Here is a 21,554-nt window from a genome sequence, read left to right on the forward strand (position 1 = left end):
GGCAGCGCATGCGGACAGCCACCCTATGCCGCATCCTGCAGGCCGAACTTGCCCCCTTTGATGGACGTTTGTCCACGGCGTGGCGGGTGGCGGCGACCTGCACCCTGACGGTCATGGTGTTCATGACCTATGGCATCCCGCTGGCAGCCATCGGCTGCTATCTGGTCCTGTTCTTGATGAAGCCCAATCCCGCCGAGACCATGCTGATGGCGATCGGCATCTGCGTGTTGGTGGCCCTGATGGTACCCGTGCTATTTGGCGCAACCCTGCTGGCGATCGAATACCCGGTGTGGCGTATGGCCATTATTGTGGTGCTGTCGTGCTTTTTCATGTTTCTGGGGGCAGCCAGTCAGGTTGGACCGGCGGGGGGGATTATCGCCCTGGTCATCGTTTTTGTGCTGACCATGTTGGGCGAAGTTCCCTTTGGCGAAGTCGCTACCCGGGCAATTTTATATGCCGCACTGATGGCCTTGGTCCCCATGGGCGTGCTGCTGGGCTTTAACGGTTTCTTTGGCCCGTCGGTGCCAGGCCGACTGCGCCAGGCACTGGCCCAACGGCTGGACACCGCTGCCGCCACACTGGACGGCACGGATACGAATGCGCGACATCAGGCCCTGGAAATCCTGCGCGAAGGGAACGGTGAACTGCAAAAAATGGCCTTGTTTATACGCCTGTTCCACATTACCCCAACCCTCGAGACCCAGGCCCTGACCCAAGCCATTACCCAGACCCGCGATTTACTGCTGGCGGCAGCCGCTTGCGCAGCGCCCAGTCACTTGGCCCAACAGATCCGCGCCGATGCCGCCTTATTGCGGGCTGGCCAGACGCCAGCGCTGTCATACCCGGACATCCCGTCCTGGGACGCCGCCAAATCAGCCACTAGCCCCTTGGCCCATCGCGGTTTTTTTGCGGCGGATGCCTGGCGCAATCCCCTGTATGTGCGCTATGCCCTGAAAACCACGCTGGCCGCCCTGATCTGTTATTGGATCTATACCGCGATCCAGTGGCAGGATATCCACACGGCGCTGATCACCTGCTATGTGGGCGCGCTAGGCACCACCGCCGAAACCCTGCATAAATTAACGCTGCGCATCACCGGCTGCCTGATCGGTGCGGCTCTCGGGGTGGCGTCGATTTATTTTTTTATGCCCCTGATGGATTCAATCGGCCAGTTAATGGTGCTGGTTTTCCTGGTGACGCTGCTGGCCGCCTGGGTATCGACCGGGTCTGAGCGCAGCAGTTATGCCGGGGTGCAAATTGGGCTGGCCTTTTTATTGACCGTCTTGCAGGGCTTTGGACCAGACGTCCAGATGGATGCGGCTTTTTATCGCGTGATGGGCATCTTGCTGGGCAATCTGGTGATGTACTTGGTATTCACCCGCATCTGGCCCATCAGTGCGGCAGCCGCCGTGCGCACCCACCTGCAACAGGTGCTGGACAGCTTGTCGCCGTCTGCTCAGCGCCCGCACGGGCCAGATGTCGCCCAACTGCAAACCGATATCATCCCGGCCCTGCAGCAACTGGGGTACGCCCGGGCACAGCTGGCCCTGAGCGTCTTTGAACCCGCCCACGTGCGTCCCAACCCAGCAGAGACCACCCACCTGCGGGACCTGGTGAATCAACTGGAATCCTTTTATCTGCAGGCGGTCAACCCACCAGAGGGCACCACGCCCCCCATCACCGCCATGCGTCAACGGCTGCAAGGCCAGCTGGCGGACAGCCCCCGCGCCAGCCCACCAGCCTGGCGGCCCGGCACCCACGGAGAAAGCCCTTGAACATCCGGCCCATGCTGACGGCAGCCTTGCTGACGGTTCTACTGGCAGGCTGCACCAGCCTGCCATCTGCCCCAGTTGCACCAGACCAGCCTTGGGTCGGCGCGATACCCCCTGGCCCTGACCATCCCTGGGCAGCGCAGACAGCCGCCGCTGCGGCCATCCCTCAATCCGAAAAGCGGCCGAGGCCCACTTTTGAGGTGCCCTCGGTTCCCCTGCCTGCGCAGGCCCCCAGCCAGATCCGTACCGACCCTCAACAGCCCCTGGGTTTGGTTGAGCTTATTGACATTGCCCAGCGCGAAAGTCCACTGACACGTCGCGCCTGGAACGCTGCCCGCCAAGCGGCATTGGGTGTGGACTTGGTGGACGCTACATTTTTGCCTATGCTATCGGCCAGCGTGCTGACCGGCTGGCAAGAAACCCGCTATCCCCTGCCGGATAATCTTCTGGGCATCGACCAGCTACAGGCACGCAGCCACGGCACGGTGCCCTTGCTGGCCCTGAGCTGGCTGCTATTCGATTTTGGCCAGCGCAGCGCCCTGCGCGAGGGTGCCGCGCAGCTTTCGTTTGCCGCCAACGTTCTGTTCAATGCCAGCCACCAGCAGCTGATCCGCGACGTCACCGAGCAATACTATCAATACACCACCGCCCGCCAGCGGGTGCGCTTGTCAGCGCAATCCCTGGCCCTGCAGCAACGGGTGCTGGACGCCGCCCAAGCGCGGTTTAATGCAGGCATCGGCACCACCGTGGATATTGCCCTGGCCCGCCAGGCCGTGGCCCAAGCACGCTTGCAGGTGGTCAATAGCCAAGGGCTGGAAAAAATCGCCCGCCTGGCCCTGTTGGGGACCATGGGCCTGGCCCCCGACGCCCCATTGGCCGTCGCGCCACCCAACAACCATCCCCTGCCCCCCGACGTGCAGGGCATGACGCAGGAAGCACTGCGCCTGGCGCTGACCCGACGACCAGACATCGTGGCCCAATATGCTGCCCTGAAAGCAGAAGAAGCCAAAGTCCAGGCAGCCGAAGCCGCGTTTATGCCCAAGGTCTATCTGGGCGCGGTCTATGCCCATCAGAAACAGCATTTTCAGCTTAACAGCCTGCCCGAACTGGGGATGCAATCCAGCAGCAGTGGCGTCATGCTGGGGGTCAGCCTGCCATTGTTTGACGGCGGCCTGCGGCGCAATCGCCTGCAAAACGCAAAAATATCCGCCCGCCAAGCCCAAGACAATCTACAGACGCTGCAACAAGACGCTCTACGCGAAATGGCTGCCGCCGACACCACCCTGCAATCCGCATTGGCCAGCCATGTGGCGGCCAGCGAGCTGACCCACACTGCCCAGACCGCCTACGAGGCTGCCCTGGCCGCCTACCAATCGGGCCTAGGCACCATCACGGTGGCCAACGAGGCCGCCAATCAGCTGCTGCTGGCCCGCCTGGCTCGTCTGGACGCCCGTTCGGCCAGCCAGATCGCCGCCGCGAATCTGGCGTTTGCCACCGGGGCCATGGTACGTTCCCAGCAACAATGGCTGGCCTCCGACTGATCCAGCCCACCCCATCGGCACAGCACTGGGCACTTTTACCCTCCATCACCGGAAAAACACCCCATGATTGATTTCCCCTTCGCCGTTAAAGTCTTTATGGCCTTATTCGCCATCATGAACCCAATTGCCAACGTCCCGGTGTTTCTGTCCTTTACCCAAGGCGTGCCCGACAGCGCCAGACGCAAAGTCGCCACCACCGTCTCCATCGGGGTGGCAGTCGGCTGCATCTTGTCAGCGGTGGCTGGTGGCCCATTGCTGCATGTGTTCGGCCTGCAGGTTGATGATTTCCGGCTGGCAGGCGGGCTGCTGGTACTGCTGATTGCACTGTCCATGTTGCATGGCTCGGCCAGCACGCAACAGGCCCCCACCAACGATGAAAACGCGGCAATCGCCCAGGCCGACAGCATCGCTATTTACCCACTGACCATCCCGCTGCTGGTCGGGCCAGGCACCATCGCCACCCTGATCGTGCTGGGCCATACTGCCGTCCAGGATGGACAGGAAATTGCCATGGCCCTGGGGCTGGGAGCATTCCTGGCGGTCATGACCTGCGCCCTGATGCTGGCCCCATTATTAGGACACTATCTGTCCCCCAAGATCACCGCGATCACGCAACGCCTGATGGGCATGATTCTGGCTGCCATCGCCATGCAAATGATGGTACAAAGCTTGCAAGCCTTCTTTCCAAAACTTATCTGACCTTACCCATTTTTCCTGGCTTCCAGCAAAAAATTTCTGCTCATTCCTCCAAATTTCCGACCTTCAATAAGGGTCTTGTATGCGAAATATTAAGATTGGCACCCGACTGACGATGGGGTTCGGTTTTTTGATTCTCATTGTCCTGATTGTTTCCAGCATCGGCATCTGGAGAACCCTGCAAGGCCAGGAAGAATCCGAAGTCATCCAAGAACAAAACATGATCAGCGCGGCAATCCTGCAGTGGGTGCGCCAAGTGGACGTCAATGGCACCCGCACGCTGGCGGTGACGCGCCTGGCCACTGAAAAGGACAAGGAGCTGTTCGAGGCCGACATGAAAGCCACATCAGCGCAGATTACCGAACTGCAAAACAAAGTAGACAGCCTCGTTCAGGCGCCCGAAGCAAGAGCGCTGTTTCAAAAAGTATTGGCTGCCCGGAAAAACTACACACAAAGCCGATCGACCGCACTGCAGCAGCAAAAAGATGGGGACACCGCAAAAGCCTCCGCTTTTTTTAATGAGCAACTGCCGCTGTTGTTAAGCGCCTATAAAGAATCCATCGAACACCTCTACGCATTTCAAGCCCGCTACGAAGAAGCGTTGTTTGCACACAGAAAAACACAAGCTCAAAGCACCATTGCCATTCTCGCCATCCTGGCGGCAATTTCCATCCTGCTGGGGATTATCCTGGCCTGGAAAATTCACCAATCCATCTCGCGCCCGCTACAAAAAGCCACGGGTTTGGCCGCCAGTATCGCCAGCCGGGATCTGTCCCTGGAAATCAAACCACAAGGCAAAGACGAAATCACCAAACTGGAAGTGGCCCTGGACACCATGGAAGAAAGCCTGCGTAGCGCCGTCAGCGAAGTCCGCAGCGGCGCCGTGTCCATCGCCTCGGCAGCCGGGCAGATCACAGCGGGCAATCTGGACCTGTCCTCGCGCACCGAACAGCAGGCCAGTTCCCTGGCGCAGACCGCCGCCACCATGGAACAAATCACTGCCACCGTGCGCCAGAACGCCGACAACACCCAACAAGCCAACACCCTGGCTTCGGCGGCTGCCCAGACCGCCTCCAACGGCGGCAGCCTGGTGGCTGAACTCGTCGGCACCATGGGCGAAATCAACAGCAAGTCCCAGCAGGTCGCCGACATCATCGGCGTGATCGACAGCATCGCCTTCCAGACCAACATCCTGGCCCTGAACGCCGCCGTCGAGGCCGCCCGCGCCGGTGAACAAGGCCGTGGCTTTGCCGTGGTCGCCGCCGAAGTCCGCGCTCTGGCCCAGCGATCCGCCGGTGCTGCCAAGGAAATCAAGGACCTGATCGACTCCTCCGTGCAGGCCACCACCAAGGGCAACGAACAGGCCGCCCACGCAGGCGACACCATGCAGGAAATCGTCTCCAGCATCAACCGTGTCACCGACATCATGGGCGAGATCAACGCGGCCAACCGCGAACAAACCACCGGTATCGAGGAAATCAATACCGCCATCACCCAGATGGACGACGCCACCCGCCAGAACGCCAGCCTGGTCGAGGAATCCGCCGCCGCCGCCACCAGCCTGCAGGCCCAGGCCGACAATCTGGCCAGCCTGGTGGCCACCTTCAACCTGGGGCAGCACAGCAGCGCAGCGCAATCCGCCGGTGCAGCACGCCAGCAGCGCAGCCACACCGGCAGCCAAACACGGTCCGGCACGGGCGCACACCAGCAACCCAGCGGTCAGGCGGCACGCATGCCCTCGGCCCCGGAAAAGGTGATCAGTCCGGCTCCGGGCCGCGCCCCCCGCACAGCCCAGGCCCAGGCCCCCGCCGCACCCGCGTCTGCAAGCAGCCGCCCCGCACTGCGCGCCCCCGGCAAACCTGCCCCAGCCACCGCAGATACCCAGGAATGGACTGAGTTTTAAGGAAGCCCGCAGCCAAGCAATCCCATCAACAAGGCGCGTACACTAATGCGTGTCCTCTTTTCAACAGGCTATCAATCATGCATCCATCCAGTACTGCGGTCGCTGCCCCTTGGCTGACCAGCAAATTTTCTCCTGTCCAATGGGCCAGCCTGTTGCTGGGACTGATCATGCTTTGCTGGGGTACAGCCAGCCCGGCAGCCGCTGATGCCAAACTCGAAGCCGAATCCAAGGCAGCACTGGAACAACTGTATAGCCAGCAGCCCATCGCACGCCTGATGTCCGAACACGCCAGTGCCGTGCTGGTTTTTCCGCGTATCGTCAAAGCGGGTCTGATCATCGGGGGCGAGCACGGCCAAGGCGTGCTGTTTCAGAATGGCAAAGCAAGCGGCCACTATTCATCGACCGGCATATCCTACGGCCTGCAGGCGGGGGCCCAGGCTTACGCCTATGCCCTGTTCTTCATGAATGATGCCGCGTTACGCACTCTGGACCAGCGCGATGGCTGGGAAATCGGCGTCGGCCCCAGCGTCGTGCTGATCGACCAGGGCATGGCCAGCAAGCTATCAACCACCACCATGGATAGCGATATCTACGCTTATATTTTCGGACAACAAGGCCTGATGGCAGGTATTGGCATCCAGGGCAGCAAAATCACCCGCTTGGATTGACGGACGCCCAATACAAAAGGCCGAACCCAATGTTTAAAAGGGTTCGGCCAGCGATCTAATTGTTCTGCCCGCCAAATCTGGCGAGCAAAATAATCAAACTACTTCGATCATCGTTGCTTGAGGACCTTTTTGCCCAGCGGTGGATACAAATGAAACGCGCTGGTTTTCTTCGAGGCTCTTATGACCAGAGCCCTGGATGTCGCTGTAATGAGCGAAATGATCCTTGCCACCAGACTCAGGCGAAATAAAGCCGAATCCTTTGTCATTGTTGAACCATTTCACGATACCAAATTCTTTTTTCAAGGTAAATCCTAATGTGTAATAGGGAAAAGTAATCCCGCGCTAATTATAGGGGAGCAAGTCTCTACGATACCAGAAAAATTACTAATTGATACTTTTTTATTTGCTGTGATCAATTTATGGTGATACTTACATCCTGCAGGACGCGCACCAGTTGGGCGCATACAACAAAATGCCTTGACGCTGTGTAGGCGCCAAGGCATGAGTGTTATCTGGTATTCCTGGTGGGCAGTCAGGGACTCGAACCCTGGACCGACGGATTAAGAGTCCGCTGCTCTACCAACTGAGCTAACTGCCCATCGCATATTTCGCGAAGAACAAAACTATACACCCATTTCCATACTGGTGCAAAATCAGATGGCCTGGGCCAGATCGGCAGCCAGGCCAATATAGCTGCGCGGCGTCATGGTCAGCAGACGTGATTTTGCATCCGCGGGCATGTCCAGACCACCGATGAATTCGCGCAAGGCGTCCTGGGTAATGCCTTTGCCACGCGTCAGGGCCTTCAGTTGTTCGTAGGGCTGCGGCAGACCATAGCGGCGCATGACGGTCTGGACGGGTTCGGCCAGGATCTCCCAACAGGCGTCGATGTCCGCATCAATGGCAGCAGCGTTGATTTCAAGCTTAGCCAGACCGCGCAGGCAGGCATCGTAGGCCACCAGGCTATAACCCAGCGCCACCCCAAGATTGCGCAGCACGGTGGAATCCGTCAAGTCACGCTGCCAGCGTGACACAGGCAGTTTTTCTGATAGGTGGCGCAACATGGCATTGGCCAGGCCCAGATTGCCTTCGGAGTTCTCGAAGTCGATCGGGTTGACCTTATGCGGCATAGTGGATGAGCCGACCTCGCCGTCTTTCAGGCGTTGTTTAAAGTAACCCAGAGCGATATAACCCCAAATATCGCGGTTCAAATCCAGCAATATCGTATTGGCACGCGCAACGGCATCGAACAGCGCTGCCATCCAATCGTGTGGTTCGATCTGGATAGAGTACGGGTTTTGCGTCAGGCCCAAATCACCCAGCACACTGCCTGCGAACACGGGCCAGTCGATTTCCGGGTAGGCCGACAAGTGGGCATTGTAATTGCCGGTGGCGCCATTCATCTTGGCCAGGGGCTGCACGGCACGGATAGCGGCCAGGGCGCCGTCCAGGCGGGCCACCACGTTGGCGAATTCCTTGCCCATGGTGCTGGGGGTGGCGGGCTGGCCGTGTGTGCGCGACAACAGCGGCTGGCGGGCATGCTGGTGAGCCAGCTCGCGCAAACGGGCGATCACGGTTTCCAGCACCGGCACGACCACCAGGGAACGCGCCCGGCCCAGCATCAGGGCATGCGAGGTATTGTTGATGTCCTCGGAGGTGCAGGCAAAATGGATGAACTCGGCTGCCTGGGATAGTTCGGCATCATCGGCCACCTGTTCTTTCAGCCAGTACTCTACGGCCTTGACGTCATGGTTCGTCGTGCGTTCGATGGCCTTGATGCGGGCGGCATCGGCTTCAGAAAAATTTTGCACCAAGACTCGCAAGCGGCGGCGGGCATCCGCTGAGAAAGCGGACAATTCCGGCAAGCCAGCATCAGACAAACCGATCAACCAGGCAATCTCGACCTCGACACGGTGCGCCATAAAGCCAGCCTCGGACAGATATGGCCGCAAAGAATCGGCCTTGGCCGCATAGCGCCCATCCAGGGGAGAGAGCGCATTCAGGGCGCTTAACGAGGTAGCAATCTGCATAAATGATCCGGGCAAGTCGATGAGTAGTCTGTGAGCAAGGTTTTGATTCTAACATTTTGCCGCGCTGTCAAGGCTTTCAACAGATAAACCACAGCTATATAACAAACCCCTCTAAAAACCCATCCCCGGGCAGCCTATGCCCGGAACCATTGCGACACCCTGATATACTTTTTGAGCCTTAGACTACCTCGGTTTGACATGAGATTAATCGGTTCACTGACTAGCCCTTACGTCCGCAAGGTCCGCATCGTGCTGGCAGAGAAAAAGCTGGACTACGAACTGGTGCTGGACGACCCCTGGGGGGCGGCCACGCAGCTCACCGCCCATAATCCACTGGGCAAGGTCCCCTGCCTCATCCTGGACGAAAACGATTCTCTGTTTGACTCTCGCGTCATCGTCGAATACTTGGATACGCTATCGCCCGTGGGACGACTGATCCCGCCGCCGGGCCGCGAACGCATCGCAACCAAACACTGGGAAGCCGTGGCCGATGGCATCATGGATGCCGCAGCTGCGGCTTTCATGGAATCCCACCGTCGACCCGAGGCGCTGCGCAGCCCCGATTGGGTAATACGCCAGAACGCCAAGATCACTGCCGCCCTGGCTTATATGGATACGCTGCTGGGCGACCAGCCCCACTGCATGGGGGTCAACCTGTGCCTGGCGGATATTGCCGTGGGGGCCGCTCTGGCCTATCTGGACCTGCGCACCCCGGACCTGGGCTGGCGTGACCAGCACAAAAACCTGGCCCGGCTGGCCGAAAAGCTGGATACCCGCCCATCCTTTGTGTCCACCCGACCGCCTGCCGCCTGATCAGATAATCACGCCGCCACCCAGACAGACAGCGCCGTCATACAACACGGCTGACTGACCTGGCGTCACGGCCCACTGCGGCTCATCAAAGAATAATCCAAAAGCCTGGGCACCCTGCGGTGCCAGCATGCAGGCGGCATCACTTTGCCGATAACGGGTCTTGGCGCCATAGGCACCCGGCTGGGGAGGCTCGCCCGCCACCCAGCTGGCGTCCTGTGCCGACAAGGCGGGCGTCAGCAACCAGGGGTGATCATGTCCCTGAACGACATACAAAGTATTGTCGGCCAGGTCTTTGCGCGCCACATACCAGGCATCAGCCGTGCCATCATCGCGCTGACGGCCCTGCACCCCCCCGATACCCAGGCCCTTGCGTTGGCCCAGCGTATAAAACGCCAGACCCTGGTGCTGCCCCAGAGACTGACCTTCCGGGGTGCGCATAGGCCCTGGCTGGGTGGGTAGATAACGATTCAAAAATTCGCGAAACGGGCGTTCGCCGATAAAGCAGATCCCGGTGGAGTCCTTTTTAGCGGCATTGGGCAAGCCGATTTCCTGTGCAATACGGCGCACTTCGGTCTTGGGGATTTCACCCAATGGAAACAAGGTGCGCGACAGCTGTGCCTGATTCAGGCGATGCAGAAAATAGCTTTGGTCCTTGGTCTGGTCGCTGGCCTTCAAGAGCTGGCTGCGCACCCCGCTGTCGGTCGACACCCGACGTACCCGGGCGTAGTGCCCAGTCGCGATGTAGTCCGCCCCCAAGCCCATGGCATGGTCCAGAAAAGCCTTGAACTTGATTTCGGCATTGCACAGCACATCGGGATTGGGCGTGCGCCCAGCGGAATATTCGCGCAGGAATTCGGCAAAGACACGGTCCTTGTATTCGGCAGCGAAATTAACGGCCTCGATGTCCACCCCGACCACGTCGGCCACGCTGGCGGCATCCAGCCAGTCCTGGCGCGACGAGCAGTATTCGCTGTCATCGTCGTCTTCCCAGTTTTTCATGAACAGGCCGATGACCTGATAGCCCTGCTGCTTCAGCAGCCAGGCTGTGACGGAGGAGTCCACCCCGCCAGACATGCCCACCACCACCCGCGCCCCTGGGGGCGGCAACTGGTCGGGCAGTACGGAAAAATCAGCCATGCATGGCCTCGTCTAGGGTTTCGATCCAGTGGCGCACTGGGGTATCCGTGCCGCTTTGCAGATGGCAGATGCAGCCAATATTGGCCGACACAATGGTATCGGGCAGAGTTTCCTGGATGGCTTGAAGCTTGCGGTCGCGCAGGCCTTTGGAGAGCGTCGGTTGGGTGATGGAATAAGTGCCGGCTGAACCACAACATAGATGGGCTTCGCCAAAAGTCTGCAGATCAAACCCCAGATCCGCCAACAAGCGTTCCGTCAGGGGGCGCAGCCCCTGCCAGTGCTGCAGCGTGCAAGGCGGATGAAACGCTGTGCGCCCGGGTGTACGCCGCATTTTCGCGCGCACCTGGGCCGCCATCGGCGCCAGGAATTCAGCAATATCCAAGACATAGGGCATCAGTCGGGCTGCACGATCCGCGTAGGCCGGGTCATGCTGTAAGTGATGGGCATAGTCCTTGATCATGCCACCGCAGCCCGTGGCATTGACGATGACAGCCTCCACCAGACCGGATTCCAGCAGCGGCAGCCAAGCATCGACATTGGCACGCATCTGGTCGCGGGCGGATGCTTGGGCATCCAGGTGAAAATTGATGGCCCCGCAACAGCCTGATTTTGCTGCAAAGCGCGTCCCCACCCCCATGGTGTCCAGCACTCGCTGGGTAGCGGCATCAATAGAGGGCAGCATGGCCGGCTGCACGCAGTTGCTGAGCATCAGCACCTGACGGGCATGTCGTTGGGCATGGACTGGTATCGGGCCGGCGGGCCTGGGCACGGCAATCTTGCCCTGCAATACGGCGGGCAATACGGGCCGCACCCAGCGGCCCACCCGATACAAAGGCCCAAAGGCAGGCGACAGCATCAGGTGCCGCAATGCGCCACGCAGCCAGCGTTGATACCAGGGGCGCTGCACTCTGTCGCTGACCAGCCGCCGCCCGATATCGACGAGCTTGCCGTATTCCACCCCCGAAGGACAGGTGGTTTCGCAGTTACGGCAGGTGAGGCAGCGATCCAGGTGCTGCTGCGTGACATAGGTAGGCTGCACGCCTTCCAGCACTTGCTTCATCTGGTAGATGCGCCCACGCGGACTGTCGAGCTCGTCGCCCAGGATCAGATAGGTGGGACAGGTGGCCAGGCAAAAACCGCAGTGTACGCAGCGGCGCAGGATTTCTTCGGCCTCGCGGCCATCATCCGTGTCGCGGGCCCACTCGGCGAGTTGGGTTTGCATGATGAGTCCTTAGAGCTCCGGGGCCAGACGCCGGGGATTGAAGATCGTCGCCGGGTCGAACTCTTGTTTTAGCCGGCGGTGGATCTGCATGACCCCGCCCGCCAGCGGATGAAAGGTCGTGATATCGCGCGAGACACCCCCACGATGATACAAGCAGGCTGAACCGCCCAAAGCCTGTACCCGGGCCCGCAACGTGGCCGCATCGGGCTGGCCAGCCAGCCAACGCCGCCCCCCGCCCCACTCGTGCAGGCAAGGCCCCAGGCCCAATACGGGGGCTTTGGGCGGCAGACTAAGACGCCACAAAGGCCGCTGCTGAAAGAATGCATGGGTTTGATCGCGCAGGCCCAGCCAGACAGCGGCGGCCTGTTCGTCGACCAAGGCTTCGCCGCCAATCACTGCCTGTGCCTGGCGCACGGCAGAGCCGTTGCCCGAGAGCCGGACCAGCAACTGCCCTGCCCCTCCATCGGCAGCAGGCAACCAGGCAGTGGCCGAAATAGGCAAGGGCTGGGCACGCCAGCTCAGGCAATGCGCCAAGGCGGCGGCCTCGTCCATGACCAGCACCCGAGTGGCCTCGGCATGCGGCTGGGGCATGACCTTGATGGAGATTTCTACCAAAGCCCCTAATACCCCCAGCGACCCAGCCATCAGACGCGACAGATCGTAGCCCGCCACATTTTTCATGACTTCGCCGCCAAAGCGCAACACATTGCCATCGGTGCCCAGCACCTGCGTGCCCAGAACAAAGTCGGCCAAAGGCCCGGCCGCCATGCGGCGCGGCCCCGACAGGCCAGCGGCCACACAGCCGCCCAGCGTGCCGTCGCCGCCAAAACGCGGCGGCTCAAAAGCCAGCATCTGGCCCTGATCGGCCAGCAGCGTCTCGATCTCGGTCAGCGGCGTACCCGCGCGTGCGGTCAGCACCAATTCGGAGGGTTCGTAGCCCACGACCCCGTGATAAACCGATATATCCAGCCAGTTGAGCGTGTCTTCGGGAGGCAGAGGCTCGCCATAAAACAGCCGGGTCCCGCCGCCACGGATCATCAGGGGGCGTTTTGCCGCCCGGGCCGTGACCACCTGTTCGCTGAGTTCTGAGAGAACGAATTCCATAGCATGACTTTAGAAACGGGGAATATCGGGAAAGCGCAGCTGGCCCTGATGCACGTGCATCTTGCCGTATTCGGCACAACGCACGAGCGTCGGGATGAGCTTAAGCGGATTGAGCAGGCCATAAGCATCGAAGGCGCGTTTGAAGGCCGAAAACGCATCCAGTTCTTCGCGGGAAAACTGAATGCACATCTGGTTGATTTTTTCTATCCCCACGCCGTGTTCGCCCGTGATAGTGCCCCCCACCTGTACGCAAAGCTCCAGGATGGCGGCCCCGAAGGCCTCGGCTCGCTGGATTTCATCCGGCTGATTGGCATCGAACAGAATCAAGGGATGCAGATTGCCGTCGCCCGCATGAAAAACATTGGCGCACCGCAAATCAAATTGCGTCTCCATCTGGGCAATGGCAGCCAGGACCTGGCCCAGATGGCGGCGCGGAATGGTGCCGTCCATACAATAATAATCCGGCGAAATCCGCCCGGCTGCCGGAAAGGCGTTTTTACGTCCCGCCCAGAACCTCAGGCGCTCGGATTCGGAGGTCGAGACCTGCAGGCGACTGGCGCCCACATCACGCAACAGAGCCTCGACCCGCGCGATTTCCTCGGCTACCTCGTCGGGTGTGCCATCGGATTCGCAAAGCAGGATGGCTTCGGCATCCAGATCGTAGCCTGCCTGGACAAAGGGTTCGACCATGTGGACCGAGCGCTTGTCCATCAGTTCCAGGCCAGCCGGGATGATGCCGTCGGCGATGATGCGCGTCACCCCCTGGCCGGCCAGCTCGACACTAGGGAAGCTGGCCATCACCACCTGGGCCAGCTGCGGACGTGGGATCAGACGCACGGTGACTTCCGTCACCAGGCCCAGCATGCCTTCGGACCCGATAAAGGCCTGCAGCAGATTCAATCCGGGCGCATCCGGGGCCTCGCCGCCCAACTCGATGACCTCGCCCTCGATGGTGACCATGCGAACGCGCAGGACATTGTGCACGGTCAGGCCGTATTTCAGGCAATGCACTCCACCGGAATTTTCAGCCACATTACCGCCGATCGAACAGGCGATCTGGCTGGATGGGTCCGGTGCATAGTACAGGCCATGCACGGCGGCGGCCTCGGAAATCGCCAGGTTACGCACCCCCGGCCCCACGACCGCCATACAGGCTTCCGGGTCCAGCCGGATGATGTGGTTCAGCTTTGCCAGCCCCAGCACCACCCCCTGCGGGTGCGGCGTGGCGCCACCAGACAAACCCGTGCCCGCACCGCGCGGCACGACCGGCACGTTGAACTCGCGGCAGGCCTTCAATATCTCGATGACCTGGGCCTCGGTTTCCGGCAGCACCACCACAGGAGGTAATTCGCGATACAGCGCCAGGCCGTCGCACTCGTAGGCACGGGTCTGGTCCACCCGCGTCAGGATGCAATGGGCCGGAACCTGCGTCCCGATCCGGGCCAGGAAGCCGGCAAAGTCCGGCCAGGCGGCTGGGGGGGGGAGTCAAAGGAGCAATGGCAGCATCCATGGGTGACTGTCCTGTCGGTTCAGGCCGAAGCCGCAGGCAGTATCTTGCCTGGGTTGAGGATGTCGCGCGGATCCAGCGCGGCTTTCAGGGCGCGCATCACATCCAGGGCATCGTCGCCGTGCTCGGCCCGCATAAAGACCTGTTTGTGCAGGCCAATGCCGTGCTCGCCCGTGCAGGTGCCGTCCATCTCGATGGCGCGCTGCACCAGACGATGGTTCAGACGTTCGGATTCGGCCCACTCGGCGGGATTGTCCGGGTCCAGCAGCATCAGCACGTGGAAATTGCCATCACCCACATGGCCGACAATGGTGTATGGAAAGGAAGCCGCATCCAGTTCGCGGGCGGTCTCGCCTACACATTCAGCCAAGCGGGAAATCGGCACGCAGACATCCGTGGTGCTGGAGCGGCACCCCGGACGCAGGCCCAGCCCAGCGAAATAAGCATTATGCCGGGCAGTCCATAGGCGACTGCGATCCTCGGGGCGTTCGGCCCATTCAAAATCCAGGCCACCATGATCACGCGTGATCTGCTGTACGGTTTCGGCCTGTTCACGCACGGCAGCAGGGCTGCCATGGAATTCGAACAACAGCAAAGGCGATTCGTTCAGCGTCAGATGACTGTACTGGTTAGTGGCCCGCACCGCACCGCTATCCATGAACTCGACGCGCGCCACCGGAATCCCCATCTGGATGACGTCAATCACACTGCGCACCGCCGAGTCCAGATCTGGAAAATTGCAGATAGCGGCCGAAATGGCCTCGGGCTGGGGATACAAGCGCACAACGACCTCGACAATAATGCCCAGGGTACCTTCGCTGCCGATGAACAGGCGCGTCAGGTCGTAGCCCGCCGAGGATTTCCGCGCGCGATTGGCCGTGGTGATGACCCGTCCATCGGCGGTCACGACCTTCAGGGACATGACGTTATCGCGCATGGTGCCGTAGCGCACGGCATTGGTCCCCGAGGCCCGGGTCGCCGCCATACCGCCCAGGCTGGCATCGGCCCCAGGATCGATCGGAAAAAACAAGCCGGTATCACGCAAGGAATCGTTGAGCTGCTTGCGGGTGACCCCGGCCTGGACCGTCGCGGTAAAGTCCTCGGGGTGCACCTGCAGAATTTGATCCATGCGGGACAGATCCACACAGACCCCGCCCTGCACAGCCAGGATATGGCCCTCTAGAGAAGACCCGGCACCAAAGGGAATCAGCGCAATGCCATGGGCATGGCAATGGCGCGCCACCCAGGCGACGTCGTCCACCGATTGGGCATAGACCACCGCATCAGGCGGCATGGTCGGATATGGGGATTCGTCACGGCCATGGTGCTCGCGCACGGATTGGGCGGTCGAGCAGCGCTCGCCGAAATAATCCTGCAAGGTCGATAAAAACCCTGCAGGCAACGGCCGGGGCCGTTGCGCCAGATGCAATGTGTCCATTGATTCATCATCCCGGAAAAACTTAGATGATACTCGGCATACTCTGCCGAAGCCCCAATTGGCAGCGCAGGCATTGGCGCCAGCGAGACGTCAACAGACGCAGCAGCATACGCCAAACACCATCAGGCGGCACTGCCGACTGCCTTGGAATTGGCCTGGGCCAGTCGTTGGCGGCGAACCTGCACCGCCGTGGCCAAGCGTTCGAGCAAGGCAACCGACGCATCCCAATCCACGCAGCCATCGGTGATGCTCTGACCATACACCAAAGTGCGGCCCGGCTCGAGATCCTGGCGTCCCCCCACCAGATGGCTCTCGATCATCACCCCGAACAGGCGAGCATCACCCGCCTCTATCTGCTGACAGATGTCTTCGACGACTTCGGGCTGACGGCTGTAGTCCTTATGGCTGTTGGCGTGGCTGGCATCGACCATGATGCGGGCCGGGATACCGAATTTTTCCAGGGATTCGGCAGCAGCCTGGACGAATTCAGCCTGGTAGTTGGGGGCCTTGCCACCGCGCAGAATGACGTGGCAGTCGTGATTGCCTCGTGTCGCCACGATGGCCGAATGGCCGCCCTTGGTGACAGACAGGAAATAATGGGAATTGGCAGCGGCCTTCAGGGCGTCGATGGCAATCCGGATATCGCCCGTGGTGCCGTTCTTGAAGCCCACCGGGCAGGATAGGCCGGAGGCCAGTTCGCGGTGTACCTGACTTTCAGTGGTGCGTGCCCCGATCGCCCCCCAGGACACCAAATCGGCGATGTACTGCGGCGTGATCATATCCAGGAACTCGGTGCCGGCAGCCCCAGGGCATTGATGTCGATCAGCAGTTGCCGTGCAGTGCGCAAGCCCTGATTGATGTCGAAGCTGCCGTCTAGGCCCGGATCATTGATCAACCCCTTCCAGCCCACCGTGGTGCGGGGCTTTTCGAAATATACCCGCATGATGATCTCTAGGTCACCGGCAAAACGCTGGCGCTGTTCGGCCAGGCGTTGGGCATATTCCAGCGCGGCTTTGGTGTCGTGAATCGAACATGGGCCAATGACCACGGTCAGACGGTCATCCTGGCCTTGCAGCATATTGTGCACGGCATGCCGAGAATTATGCACGGTGCGGGAAATGTCCGGCGTGCAGGGAAATTCACGCATCACATGCGCGGGCGGGGCGAGCTCGCGGATTTCTCGGATGCGAATATCGTCGGTATTGTGTGACACGGTCTTGCTCCAATGATGTATCCGGTATTCCAGGCGGCAACAAAAAAGCCGCCTGGCTGCGCCGGCGGCTTTTGGGAAATTTGTTGACTACCTAGATGTACAACGAATCCCTTCCTGCGCCAGCGGCGTTGGAAAAGTAAAAAAATAAAAGAAATAGGAAGTCGCGTTCATTTGTTGATCCTAGCACAACAACCCTTATCAGGCAAGCCGCAACCGACCCATTGTTGACCCGATCCCGTCTTGGTTCCGCCGACGGCATCCGTGGACAAATACGGCCATGACACCGTCGATCCGCACCGCCTGTGCGCAGCCGGGTATCCGCTGCATCGGCATCAGCCCTCTGAACACCGATGACCAATCACGCTGATAATTAATTTGTGTTCTAATCATTCTATATGAATATAATAATTGAACGAATGATTTGATGCATATTCATTTACCGTCTAATCATGACAGACCATCCGATCAGGAAATTCTTATGAGCAAAGCACTGAAAACCAGCCTGCTGGCCGCGGCCACTTTCGTGACACTGGGCATCGCCACCAGCAGCCACGCCGCCAATCTGGCCGATATCCAAAAAACCGGCACCTTGCGGGTGGCCGTGGCCAATGAAATCCCCTATGGCTATATGGACCTGAACGACGAAGCCAAGGGTGTGGGGCCCGACACCATCAAGCACATCGCCGATGCCCTGGGCATCAAGAACATCCAATGGACCACCACCAGTTTCGGTTCGCTGATCCCCGGCCTGCAGGCCGACCGCTATGACATTGTGGCCGCCGAAATGGCCATCCTGCCGCAGCGCTGCCAGCAAGTCAGCTTCTCCGAACCCAACAGCTCGTATGGCGAAGGCCTGCTGGTGGCCAAAGGCAACCCGGAAAACCTGCACGATTACGCTTCATTTGCCAAATCCGGCCACAAAGTCGCCATCATGGCCGGGGCCAACCAATTGGAAATGCTGCAAGCCCTGAAAGTTCCCGCAGATCAAATCGTCACGATCGCCAGCAATGCCGATGCGATATCCACCGTCGCCACGGGCCGCGCGGACGGCTATGCGGCCACCAGCCTGACCGTCAGCCAACTGGCCGCCAAAGGCAAAGGCAAGGTCGAAGCGGCCACCGACTTCAAGGACCCAGTGATCGACGGTCAGCCAGTGCGCAGTTGGGGCGGATTTACCTTTGCCCAGAACTCCGATGCCCTGCGTCAGGCCGTCAACCAGGAACTGGCCAAATTCAAGCAAACCGACGGCTGGAAACAGATTCTGGCCAACTATGGGTTTTCGGCGGAAGACGCCACGCAGTCTTTCGAGCGCACGACCGCCCAGCTGTGCAAAGACTAAACCGCTGACTCATGGACTGGACCGATTATCTGCGTCCCTTGCTGACGGGCGCCGGGGTCACGGTGCAACTGACCGTGTACTCCACGCTTCTGGGGGCGCTGTTTTCTTTTCTATTCGGTGTGGGACGGCTGTCGCGCAACCTGGCTTGCCGCTGGGCATCCATCGCGGTGATCGAGGTCTTTCGCGGCACCTCGTTGCTGGTGCAGTTGTTTTGGCTGTTCTTTGCCCTGCCGGTTCTGGGCCAGGCCCTGGGCATCGACCTGCGTCTGCCGCCTGTGGCGGCGGGTACGCTGGCCCTTAGCCTGAACATCGGGGCCTACGGGGCCGAAGTCGTGCGCGGCGCCATCCAGGCGGTGCCCCACGATCAATACGAAGCCGCCAGGGCGCTGGATTTCACCCCCCGGCAAATTCTGTGGCGCATCGCCCTGCCTCAGGCGATTCCTGAAATGATGCCCAGTTTCAGCAATCTGACGGTGCAGAATCTGAAAGACACCGCCCTGGTGTCGCTGATCGGCCTGAGCGACATGGCTTTCCAGGCCGAGCGCATCCGCAATATCACCCAGGACAGTGTATCCGTCTACACCTTATTGCTGCTGATGTACTTCGGCATGGCCCTGGCATTGGCCGGTGCCATGCGCATCCTGGAAATCCGCGTCGGCCGCTGGCGCAGCCGGAGAACCTGAATCATGCTGTTTGGTATCGAATGGAACACAGCCAACGACTGGACCTTTGCCTGGTCGATTCTGCCGATCTTGCTGCGCGGCATGGTCATCACGATCAAAGCGACCTTGCTGGGCTTTCTGGTCGGGGCAGTGCTGGGACTGGCGCTGGCCGCCTTAAAGGGGGCACGCCTGAAAATCGTTTCCTGGCCGGCCCGTCTGCTGACGGAATTTCTGCGCGACACGCCGCTGCTGGTGCAACTGTTCTTCCTGTACTACGTGCTTCCGGAGTATGGCCTGGTGCTGCCTGCTTTCCTGACGGGCGCCCTGGCCCTGGGGGTGCAATACAGCGCCTACATGTCCGAAGTCTACCGGGCCGGCCTGGAATCCATTACCCATGGCCAGACCGAAGCCGCCCGCGCGCTGGATATTTCCCCTTTGCGCACTTTCGCCGTCATCATCCTGCCCCAGGCCATCCCGCGCATCATTCCGGCGCTGGGCAATTACCTGGTTTCCATCATGAAGGACGTGCCGGTGCTGTCGGTGGTCTCGGTACTGGAAATGCTGAATGTCGCCCGCATCATCGGTGACCGCAGCTTCAATTACATGGTGCCGCTGACCATGGTCGGCGGACTTTACCTGATCTTGACCCTGATCGCATCCGCCGGGGTGCGCTATCTGGACGAACACCTGCCCAAGCGCGGCATTCCTTTGCGCGGGTAGTGAAAGGCTGAATAATCATGTCGGAAAAACCCACCCCCTCAGACGATTCCCCCATCATTGTGATGGACAAGGTGGTTAAACGCTTCGGCGCTGCCACCGTGCTCGACCGGCTGGACTTTCAGGTCGCCAAAGGCGAAAAAGTAACAATCATCGGGCCGTCCGGGTCCGGCAAGTCCACCGTGCTGCGGATTCTGATGACGCTGGAAAACATAGACGGCGGCCTGATCCAGGTAGCCGACAAACCGCTGTGGCACGAATACCGCCATGGTCAGACCGTCCCGGCCAGCGAGGCCCATTTGCGCCGGATGCGCAAGGAAATGGGCATGGTGTTCCAGCAGTTCAATCTTTTCCCTCACATGACGGTGTTGCGCAACATCACCGAATCGCCCATCCATGTGCTGGGACTGTCCCGCGAAAAAGCCCGCCAACGGGCCTTCGAATATCTGGATCTGGTGGGCATGACCGATCACGCTGAAAAATTTCCCAGCCAGTTGTCCGGGGGCCAGCAACAGCGCGTGGCCATTGCCCGCGCCTTGGCCACCCGACCCAACATCATGCTGTTCGACGAACCAACATCCGCCCTGGACCCTGAACTGGTGGGCGAAGTCCTGAGCGTGATCCAACGTCTGTCCGAAGAACACGACTTGACCATGCTGCTGGTAACCCACGAAATGGAGTTCGCCCGCCAGATATCCGACCGGGTGTGTTTCTTTGACAAGGGCGTGGTGGTGGAGCAGGCCCCCCCTGAGGATATCTTCAATAACCCCCAAGAGGAACGCACTCGGGATTTTCTGAAAAACTTCATGGAGGCCCGCCAAGGCATCCATTGAAGGCGCTCAAGCGTTCTTCGGGCGCGGTGTCAGTATCTCGTCCGCCCGACGCGATGCGATATGCGCAGGGCGTGGCTGCATGCCGTGAAACGGGGCCACCAGACGATTTTCCACACTGTTGTAGACCATGAACACATTGCTGCGCGGCCAGGGCGACAGATTGCCACCCGACCCATGCAAGGTGTTGCAATCGAAGAACACCACAGATCCCGCCGGGGCAGTCACCGCCCGCAAGCCGCCTTGTTCGGCCAGCAGGCGCAAGCTGACGGGGTCCGGCACGCCGACTTCCTGACGTCGCAGAGATTTTTTATAGTTATCCTCCGGGGTCTCGCCCACGCAGGCCACAAACTGCCGGTGCGAACCCGGGATCAGCATCAAAGGCCCATTGAACGGCGTGTTGTCCGTCAACAAGACCGAGCAACTGAGCGCCCGCATGGCCGGCATGCCGTCTTCCACGTGCCAGGTTTCAAAATCCGAATGCCAATAGAATTCCTTGCCATCCAGCGCGGGTTTCATGTTGATCCGGGACTGGTGGATATAGACCTCGGAACCCAGAATCTGGCGCGCCACATCCAGCAGGCGCGGATCACGCGGCAGATCGGCCAGACGCCTGCCCAGCTCGTGCACCCGAAAAATCGAACGCAGGGCCGTCCCGCCGGGTTCGCGCACGACTTCTTCCCCCTCGCGGACAGCGGGCTCGTGTTCCAGGACATCGGCTTCCTCGCGCAGGGCGCGGACTTCATCCTCATCGAACAGGCCCGGCAGGATCAAAAAGCCATCTTCCTCATAGCGCCTTAATTGGGCGGCCTGCAGCGCCTGGACATAGCGGCCTTCGCCATATACCACAGGGTCCGCCCGCGCAATCAGGGCCGCAGAACGGCTCGTCCGCGATTCATAAAAATCTTTCATCGTGAATACTCCTTTTAAAAACAGGCGGCCCACCATCGCTGGTGGGCCGC

18 protein-coding genes, 1 tRNA gene and 1 pseudogene are annotated in these 21,554 nt (G+C 60.3%); 10 read left to right on the forward strand and 10 right to left on the reverse strand.

Features of this window, described 5'->3' with window-relative positions:
* Window positions 1–8 precede the first annotated feature (8 nt).
* From VDP81_RS04140 to VDP81_RS04160, 5 genes are all read left to right on the forward strand, one after another.
* Complete coding sequence (locus tag VDP81_RS04140) at window positions 9–1,775, forward strand: FUSC family protein (protein ID WP_323011650.1); 1,767 nt, start codon at window positions 9–11, stop codon at window positions 1,773–1,775.
* The gene (locus VDP81_RS04145) at window positions 1,772–3,313 is read left to right on the forward strand and encodes a TolC family protein (protein WP_323011651.1); all 1,542 of its coding nucleotides are present in this window, start codon (window positions 1,772–1,774) and stop codon (window positions 3,311–3,313) included. The genes VDP81_RS04140 and VDP81_RS04145 overlap by 4 nt, the downstream gene beginning before the upstream one ends.
* A gap of 63 nt (window positions 3,314–3,376) precedes the next feature.
* On the forward strand, window positions 3,377–4,012 hold the full coding sequence (locus tag VDP81_RS04150; protein WP_323011652.1) for a MarC family protein: 636 nt from the start codon (window positions 3,377–3,379) through the stop codon (window positions 4,010–4,012).
* Between the two features lie 79 nt (window positions 4,013–4,091).
* Complete coding sequence (locus VDP81_RS04155; protein ID WP_323011653.1) at window positions 4,092–5,912, forward strand: methyl-accepting chemotaxis protein; 1,821 nt, start codon at window positions 4,092–4,094, stop codon at window positions 5,910–5,912.
* 77 nt (window positions 5,913–5,989) lie between these two features.
* Entirely contained in the window at window positions 5,990–6,580 is a 591-nt protein-coding gene (locus VDP81_RS04160; protein ID WP_323011654.1) for a YSC84-related protein, read from the forward strand.
* A gap of 93 nt (window positions 6,581–6,673) precedes the next feature.
* On the opposite strand, the gene VDP81_RS04165 is transcribed toward VDP81_RS04160, so the two are convergent.
* The 3 genes from VDP81_RS04165 to purB all read right to left on the reverse strand — a co-directional run bounded on the left by VDP81_RS04165 (window position 6,674) and on the right by purB (window position 8,610).
* Window positions 6,674–6,883: a cold-shock protein gene (locus VDP81_RS04165; RefSeq protein WP_322996895.1), complete on the reverse strand. Its 210-nt coding sequence runs from the start codon at window positions 6,881–6,883 to the stop codon at window positions 6,674–6,676.
* Window positions 6,884–7,102: 219 nt separating this feature from the next.
* Window positions 7,103–7,178 (reverse strand) — tRNA-Lys (locus VDP81_RS04170).
* A 55-nt stretch (window positions 7,179–7,233) separates the two neighbouring features.
* Complete coding sequence (gene purB, locus VDP81_RS04175; protein ID WP_323011655.1) at window positions 7,234–8,610, reverse strand: adenylosuccinate lyase; 1,377 nt, start codon at window positions 8,608–8,610, stop codon at window positions 7,234–7,236.
* A gap of 198 nt (window positions 8,611–8,808) precedes the next feature.
* On the opposite strand from purB, the gene VDP81_RS04180 reads away from it, so the two are divergent.
* Window positions 8,809–9,423 carry a glutathione S-transferase N-terminal domain-containing protein gene (locus VDP81_RS04180; protein WP_322996893.1) on the forward strand — a complete coding sequence of 205 codons (615 nt, stop codon included), beginning with the start codon at window positions 8,809–8,811 and terminating at the stop codon, window positions 9,421–9,423.
* Here VDP81_RS04180 and mnmA read toward each other — a convergent pair whose 3' ends face one another.
* The 6 genes and pseudogenes from mnmA to aroG all read right to left on the reverse strand — a co-directional run bounded on the left by mnmA (window position 9,424) and on the right by aroG (window position 17,044).
* Window positions 9,424–10,560 (reverse strand): tRNA 2-thiouridine(34) synthase MnmA, encoded by a 1,137-nt coding sequence (gene mnmA / locus VDP81_RS04185; RefSeq protein WP_323011656.1) that lies wholly within the window; start codon window positions 10,558–10,560, stop codon window positions 9,424–9,426.
* Window positions 10,553–11,782 (reverse strand): glycolate oxidase subunit GlcF, encoded by a 1,230-nt coding sequence (gene glcF, locus VDP81_RS04190; protein ID WP_323011657.1) that lies wholly within the window; start codon window positions 11,780–11,782, stop codon window positions 10,553–10,555. Before glcF ends, mnmA begins: the two co-directional genes overlap by 8 nt.
* 9 nt (window positions 11,783–11,791) lie before the next feature.
* Complete coding sequence (glcE, locus tag VDP81_RS04195; protein WP_322996891.1) at window positions 11,792–12,886, reverse strand: glycolate oxidase subunit GlcE; 1,095 nt, start codon at window positions 12,884–12,886, stop codon at window positions 11,792–11,794.
* A 9-nt stretch (window positions 12,887–12,895) separates the two neighbouring features.
* Window positions 12,896–14,332, reverse strand: coding sequence for an FAD-linked oxidase C-terminal domain-containing protein (locus VDP81_RS04200; protein ID WP_322996946.1), 1,437 nt, complete (start codon window positions 14,330–14,332; stop codon window positions 12,896–12,898).
* Window positions 14,333–14,415: 83 nt separating this feature from the next.
* On the reverse strand, window positions 14,416–15,831 hold the full coding sequence (locus VDP81_RS04205) for an FAD-binding oxidoreductase (RefSeq protein WP_323011658.1): 1,416 nt from the start codon (window positions 15,829–15,831) through the stop codon (window positions 14,416–14,418).
* A 122-nt stretch (window positions 15,832–15,953) separates the two neighbouring features.
* Window positions 15,954–17,044 (reverse strand): annotated as a pseudogene (gene aroG, locus VDP81_RS04210) (3-deoxy-7-phosphoheptulonate synthase AroG).
* A gap of 478 nt (window positions 17,045–17,522) precedes the next feature.
* On the opposite strand from aroG, the gene ehuB reads away from it, so the two are divergent.
* The 4 genes from ehuB to ehuA are packed head-to-tail and all read left to right on the forward strand — an operon-like array spanning window position 17,523 to window position 20,595.
* The gene (gene ehuB / locus VDP81_RS04215) at window positions 17,523–18,383 is read left to right on the forward strand and encodes an ectoine/hydroxyectoine ABC transporter substrate-binding protein EhuB (protein ID WP_322996888.1); all 861 of its coding nucleotides are present in this window, start codon (window positions 17,523–17,525) and stop codon (window positions 18,381–18,383) included.
* Window positions 18,384–18,394: 11 nt separating this feature from the next.
* Window positions 18,395–19,066 carry an ectoine/hydroxyectoine ABC transporter permease subunit EhuC gene (gene ehuC, locus VDP81_RS04220; protein WP_322996887.1) on the forward strand — a complete coding sequence of 224 codons (672 nt, stop codon included), beginning with the start codon at window positions 18,395–18,397 and terminating at the stop codon, window positions 19,064–19,066.
* Window positions 19,067–19,069: 3 nt separating this feature from the next.
* Window positions 19,070–19,765, forward strand: coding sequence for an ectoine/hydroxyectoine ABC transporter permease subunit EhuD (gene ehuD / locus VDP81_RS04225; RefSeq protein ID WP_323011659.1), 696 nt, complete (start codon window positions 19,070–19,072; stop codon window positions 19,763–19,765).
* Between the two features lie 17 nt (window positions 19,766–19,782).
* A complete protein-coding gene (gene ehuA, locus VDP81_RS04230; RefSeq protein ID WP_322996885.1) occupies window positions 19,783–20,595 on the forward strand; it encodes an ectoine/hydroxyectoine ABC transporter ATP-binding protein EhuA in 813 nt (270 codons plus the stop codon).
* Between the two features lie 6 nt (window positions 20,596–20,601).
* Here the strand turns inward: ehuA and thpD are convergent, their stop codons facing one another.
* On the reverse strand, window positions 20,602–21,504 hold the full coding sequence (gene thpD, locus VDP81_RS04235; RefSeq protein ID WP_322996884.1) for an ectoine hydroxylase: 903 nt from the start codon (window positions 21,502–21,504) through the stop codon (window positions 20,602–20,604).
* Between the last annotated feature and the right edge of the window lie 50 nt (window positions 21,505–21,554).

Origin of the sequence: Castellaniella sp. (genome assembly GCF_034675845.1) — a bacterium.
Lineage (GTDB): Bacteria > Pseudomonadota > Gammaproteobacteria > Burkholderiales > Burkholderiaceae_B > Castellaniella.

Bases quoted from the DNA above. Each gene is read 5' to 3' on its own strand.
- VDP81_RS04140 (WP_323011650.1), top strand. From the start codon at position 9: ATGCGGACAGCCACCCTATGCCGCATCCTGCAGGCCGAACTTGCCCCC.
- VDP81_RS04150 (WP_323011652.1), top strand. From the start codon at position 3,377: ATGATTGATTTCCCCTTCGCCGTTAAAGTCTTTATGGCCTTATTCGCC.
- VDP81_RS04155 (WP_323011653.1), top strand. From the start codon at position 4,092: ATGCGAAATATTAAGATTGGCACCCGACTGACGATGGGGTTCGGTTTT.
- VDP81_RS04160 (WP_323011654.1), top strand. From the start codon at position 5,990: ATGCATCCATCCAGTACTGCGGTCGCTGCCCCTTGGCTGACCAGCAAA.
- purB (WP_323011655.1), bottom strand. From the start codon at position 8,610: ATGCAGATTGCTACCTCGTTAAGCGCCCTGAATGCGCTCTCTCCCCTG.
- VDP81_RS04180 (WP_322996893.1), top strand. From the start codon at position 8,809: ATGAGATTAATCGGTTCACTGACTAGCCCTTACGTCCGCAAGGTCCGC.
- mnmA (WP_323011656.1), bottom strand. From the start codon at position 10,560: ATGGCTGATTTTTCCGTACTGCCCGACCAGTTGCCGCCCCCAGGGGCG.
- glcF (WP_323011657.1), bottom strand. From the start codon at position 11,782: ATGCAAACCCAACTCGCCGAGTGGGCCCGCGACACGGATGATGGCCGC.
- glcE (WP_322996891.1), bottom strand. From the start codon at position 12,886: ATGGAATTCGTTCTCTCAGAACTCAGCGAACAGGTGGTCACGGCCCGG.
- VDP81_RS04205 (WP_323011658.1), bottom strand. From the start codon at position 15,831: ATGGACACATTGCATCTGGCGCAACGGCCCCGGCCGTTGCCTGCAGGG.
- ehuB (WP_322996888.1), top strand. From the start codon at position 17,523: ATGAGCAAAGCACTGAAAACCAGCCTGCTGGCCGCGGCCACTTTCGTG.
- ehuC (WP_322996887.1), top strand. From the start codon at position 18,395: ATGGACTGGACCGATTATCTGCGTCCCTTGCTGACGGGCGCCGGGGTC.
- ehuD (WP_323011659.1), top strand. From the start codon at position 19,070: ATGCTGTTTGGTATCGAATGGAACACAGCCAACGACTGGACCTTTGCC.
- ehuA (WP_322996885.1), top strand. From the start codon at position 19,783: ATGTCGGAAAAACCCACCCCCTCAGACGATTCCCCCATCATTGTGATG.
- thpD (WP_322996884.1), bottom strand. From the start codon at position 21,504: ATGAAAGATTTTTATGAATCGCGGACGAGCCGTTCTGCGGCCCTGATT.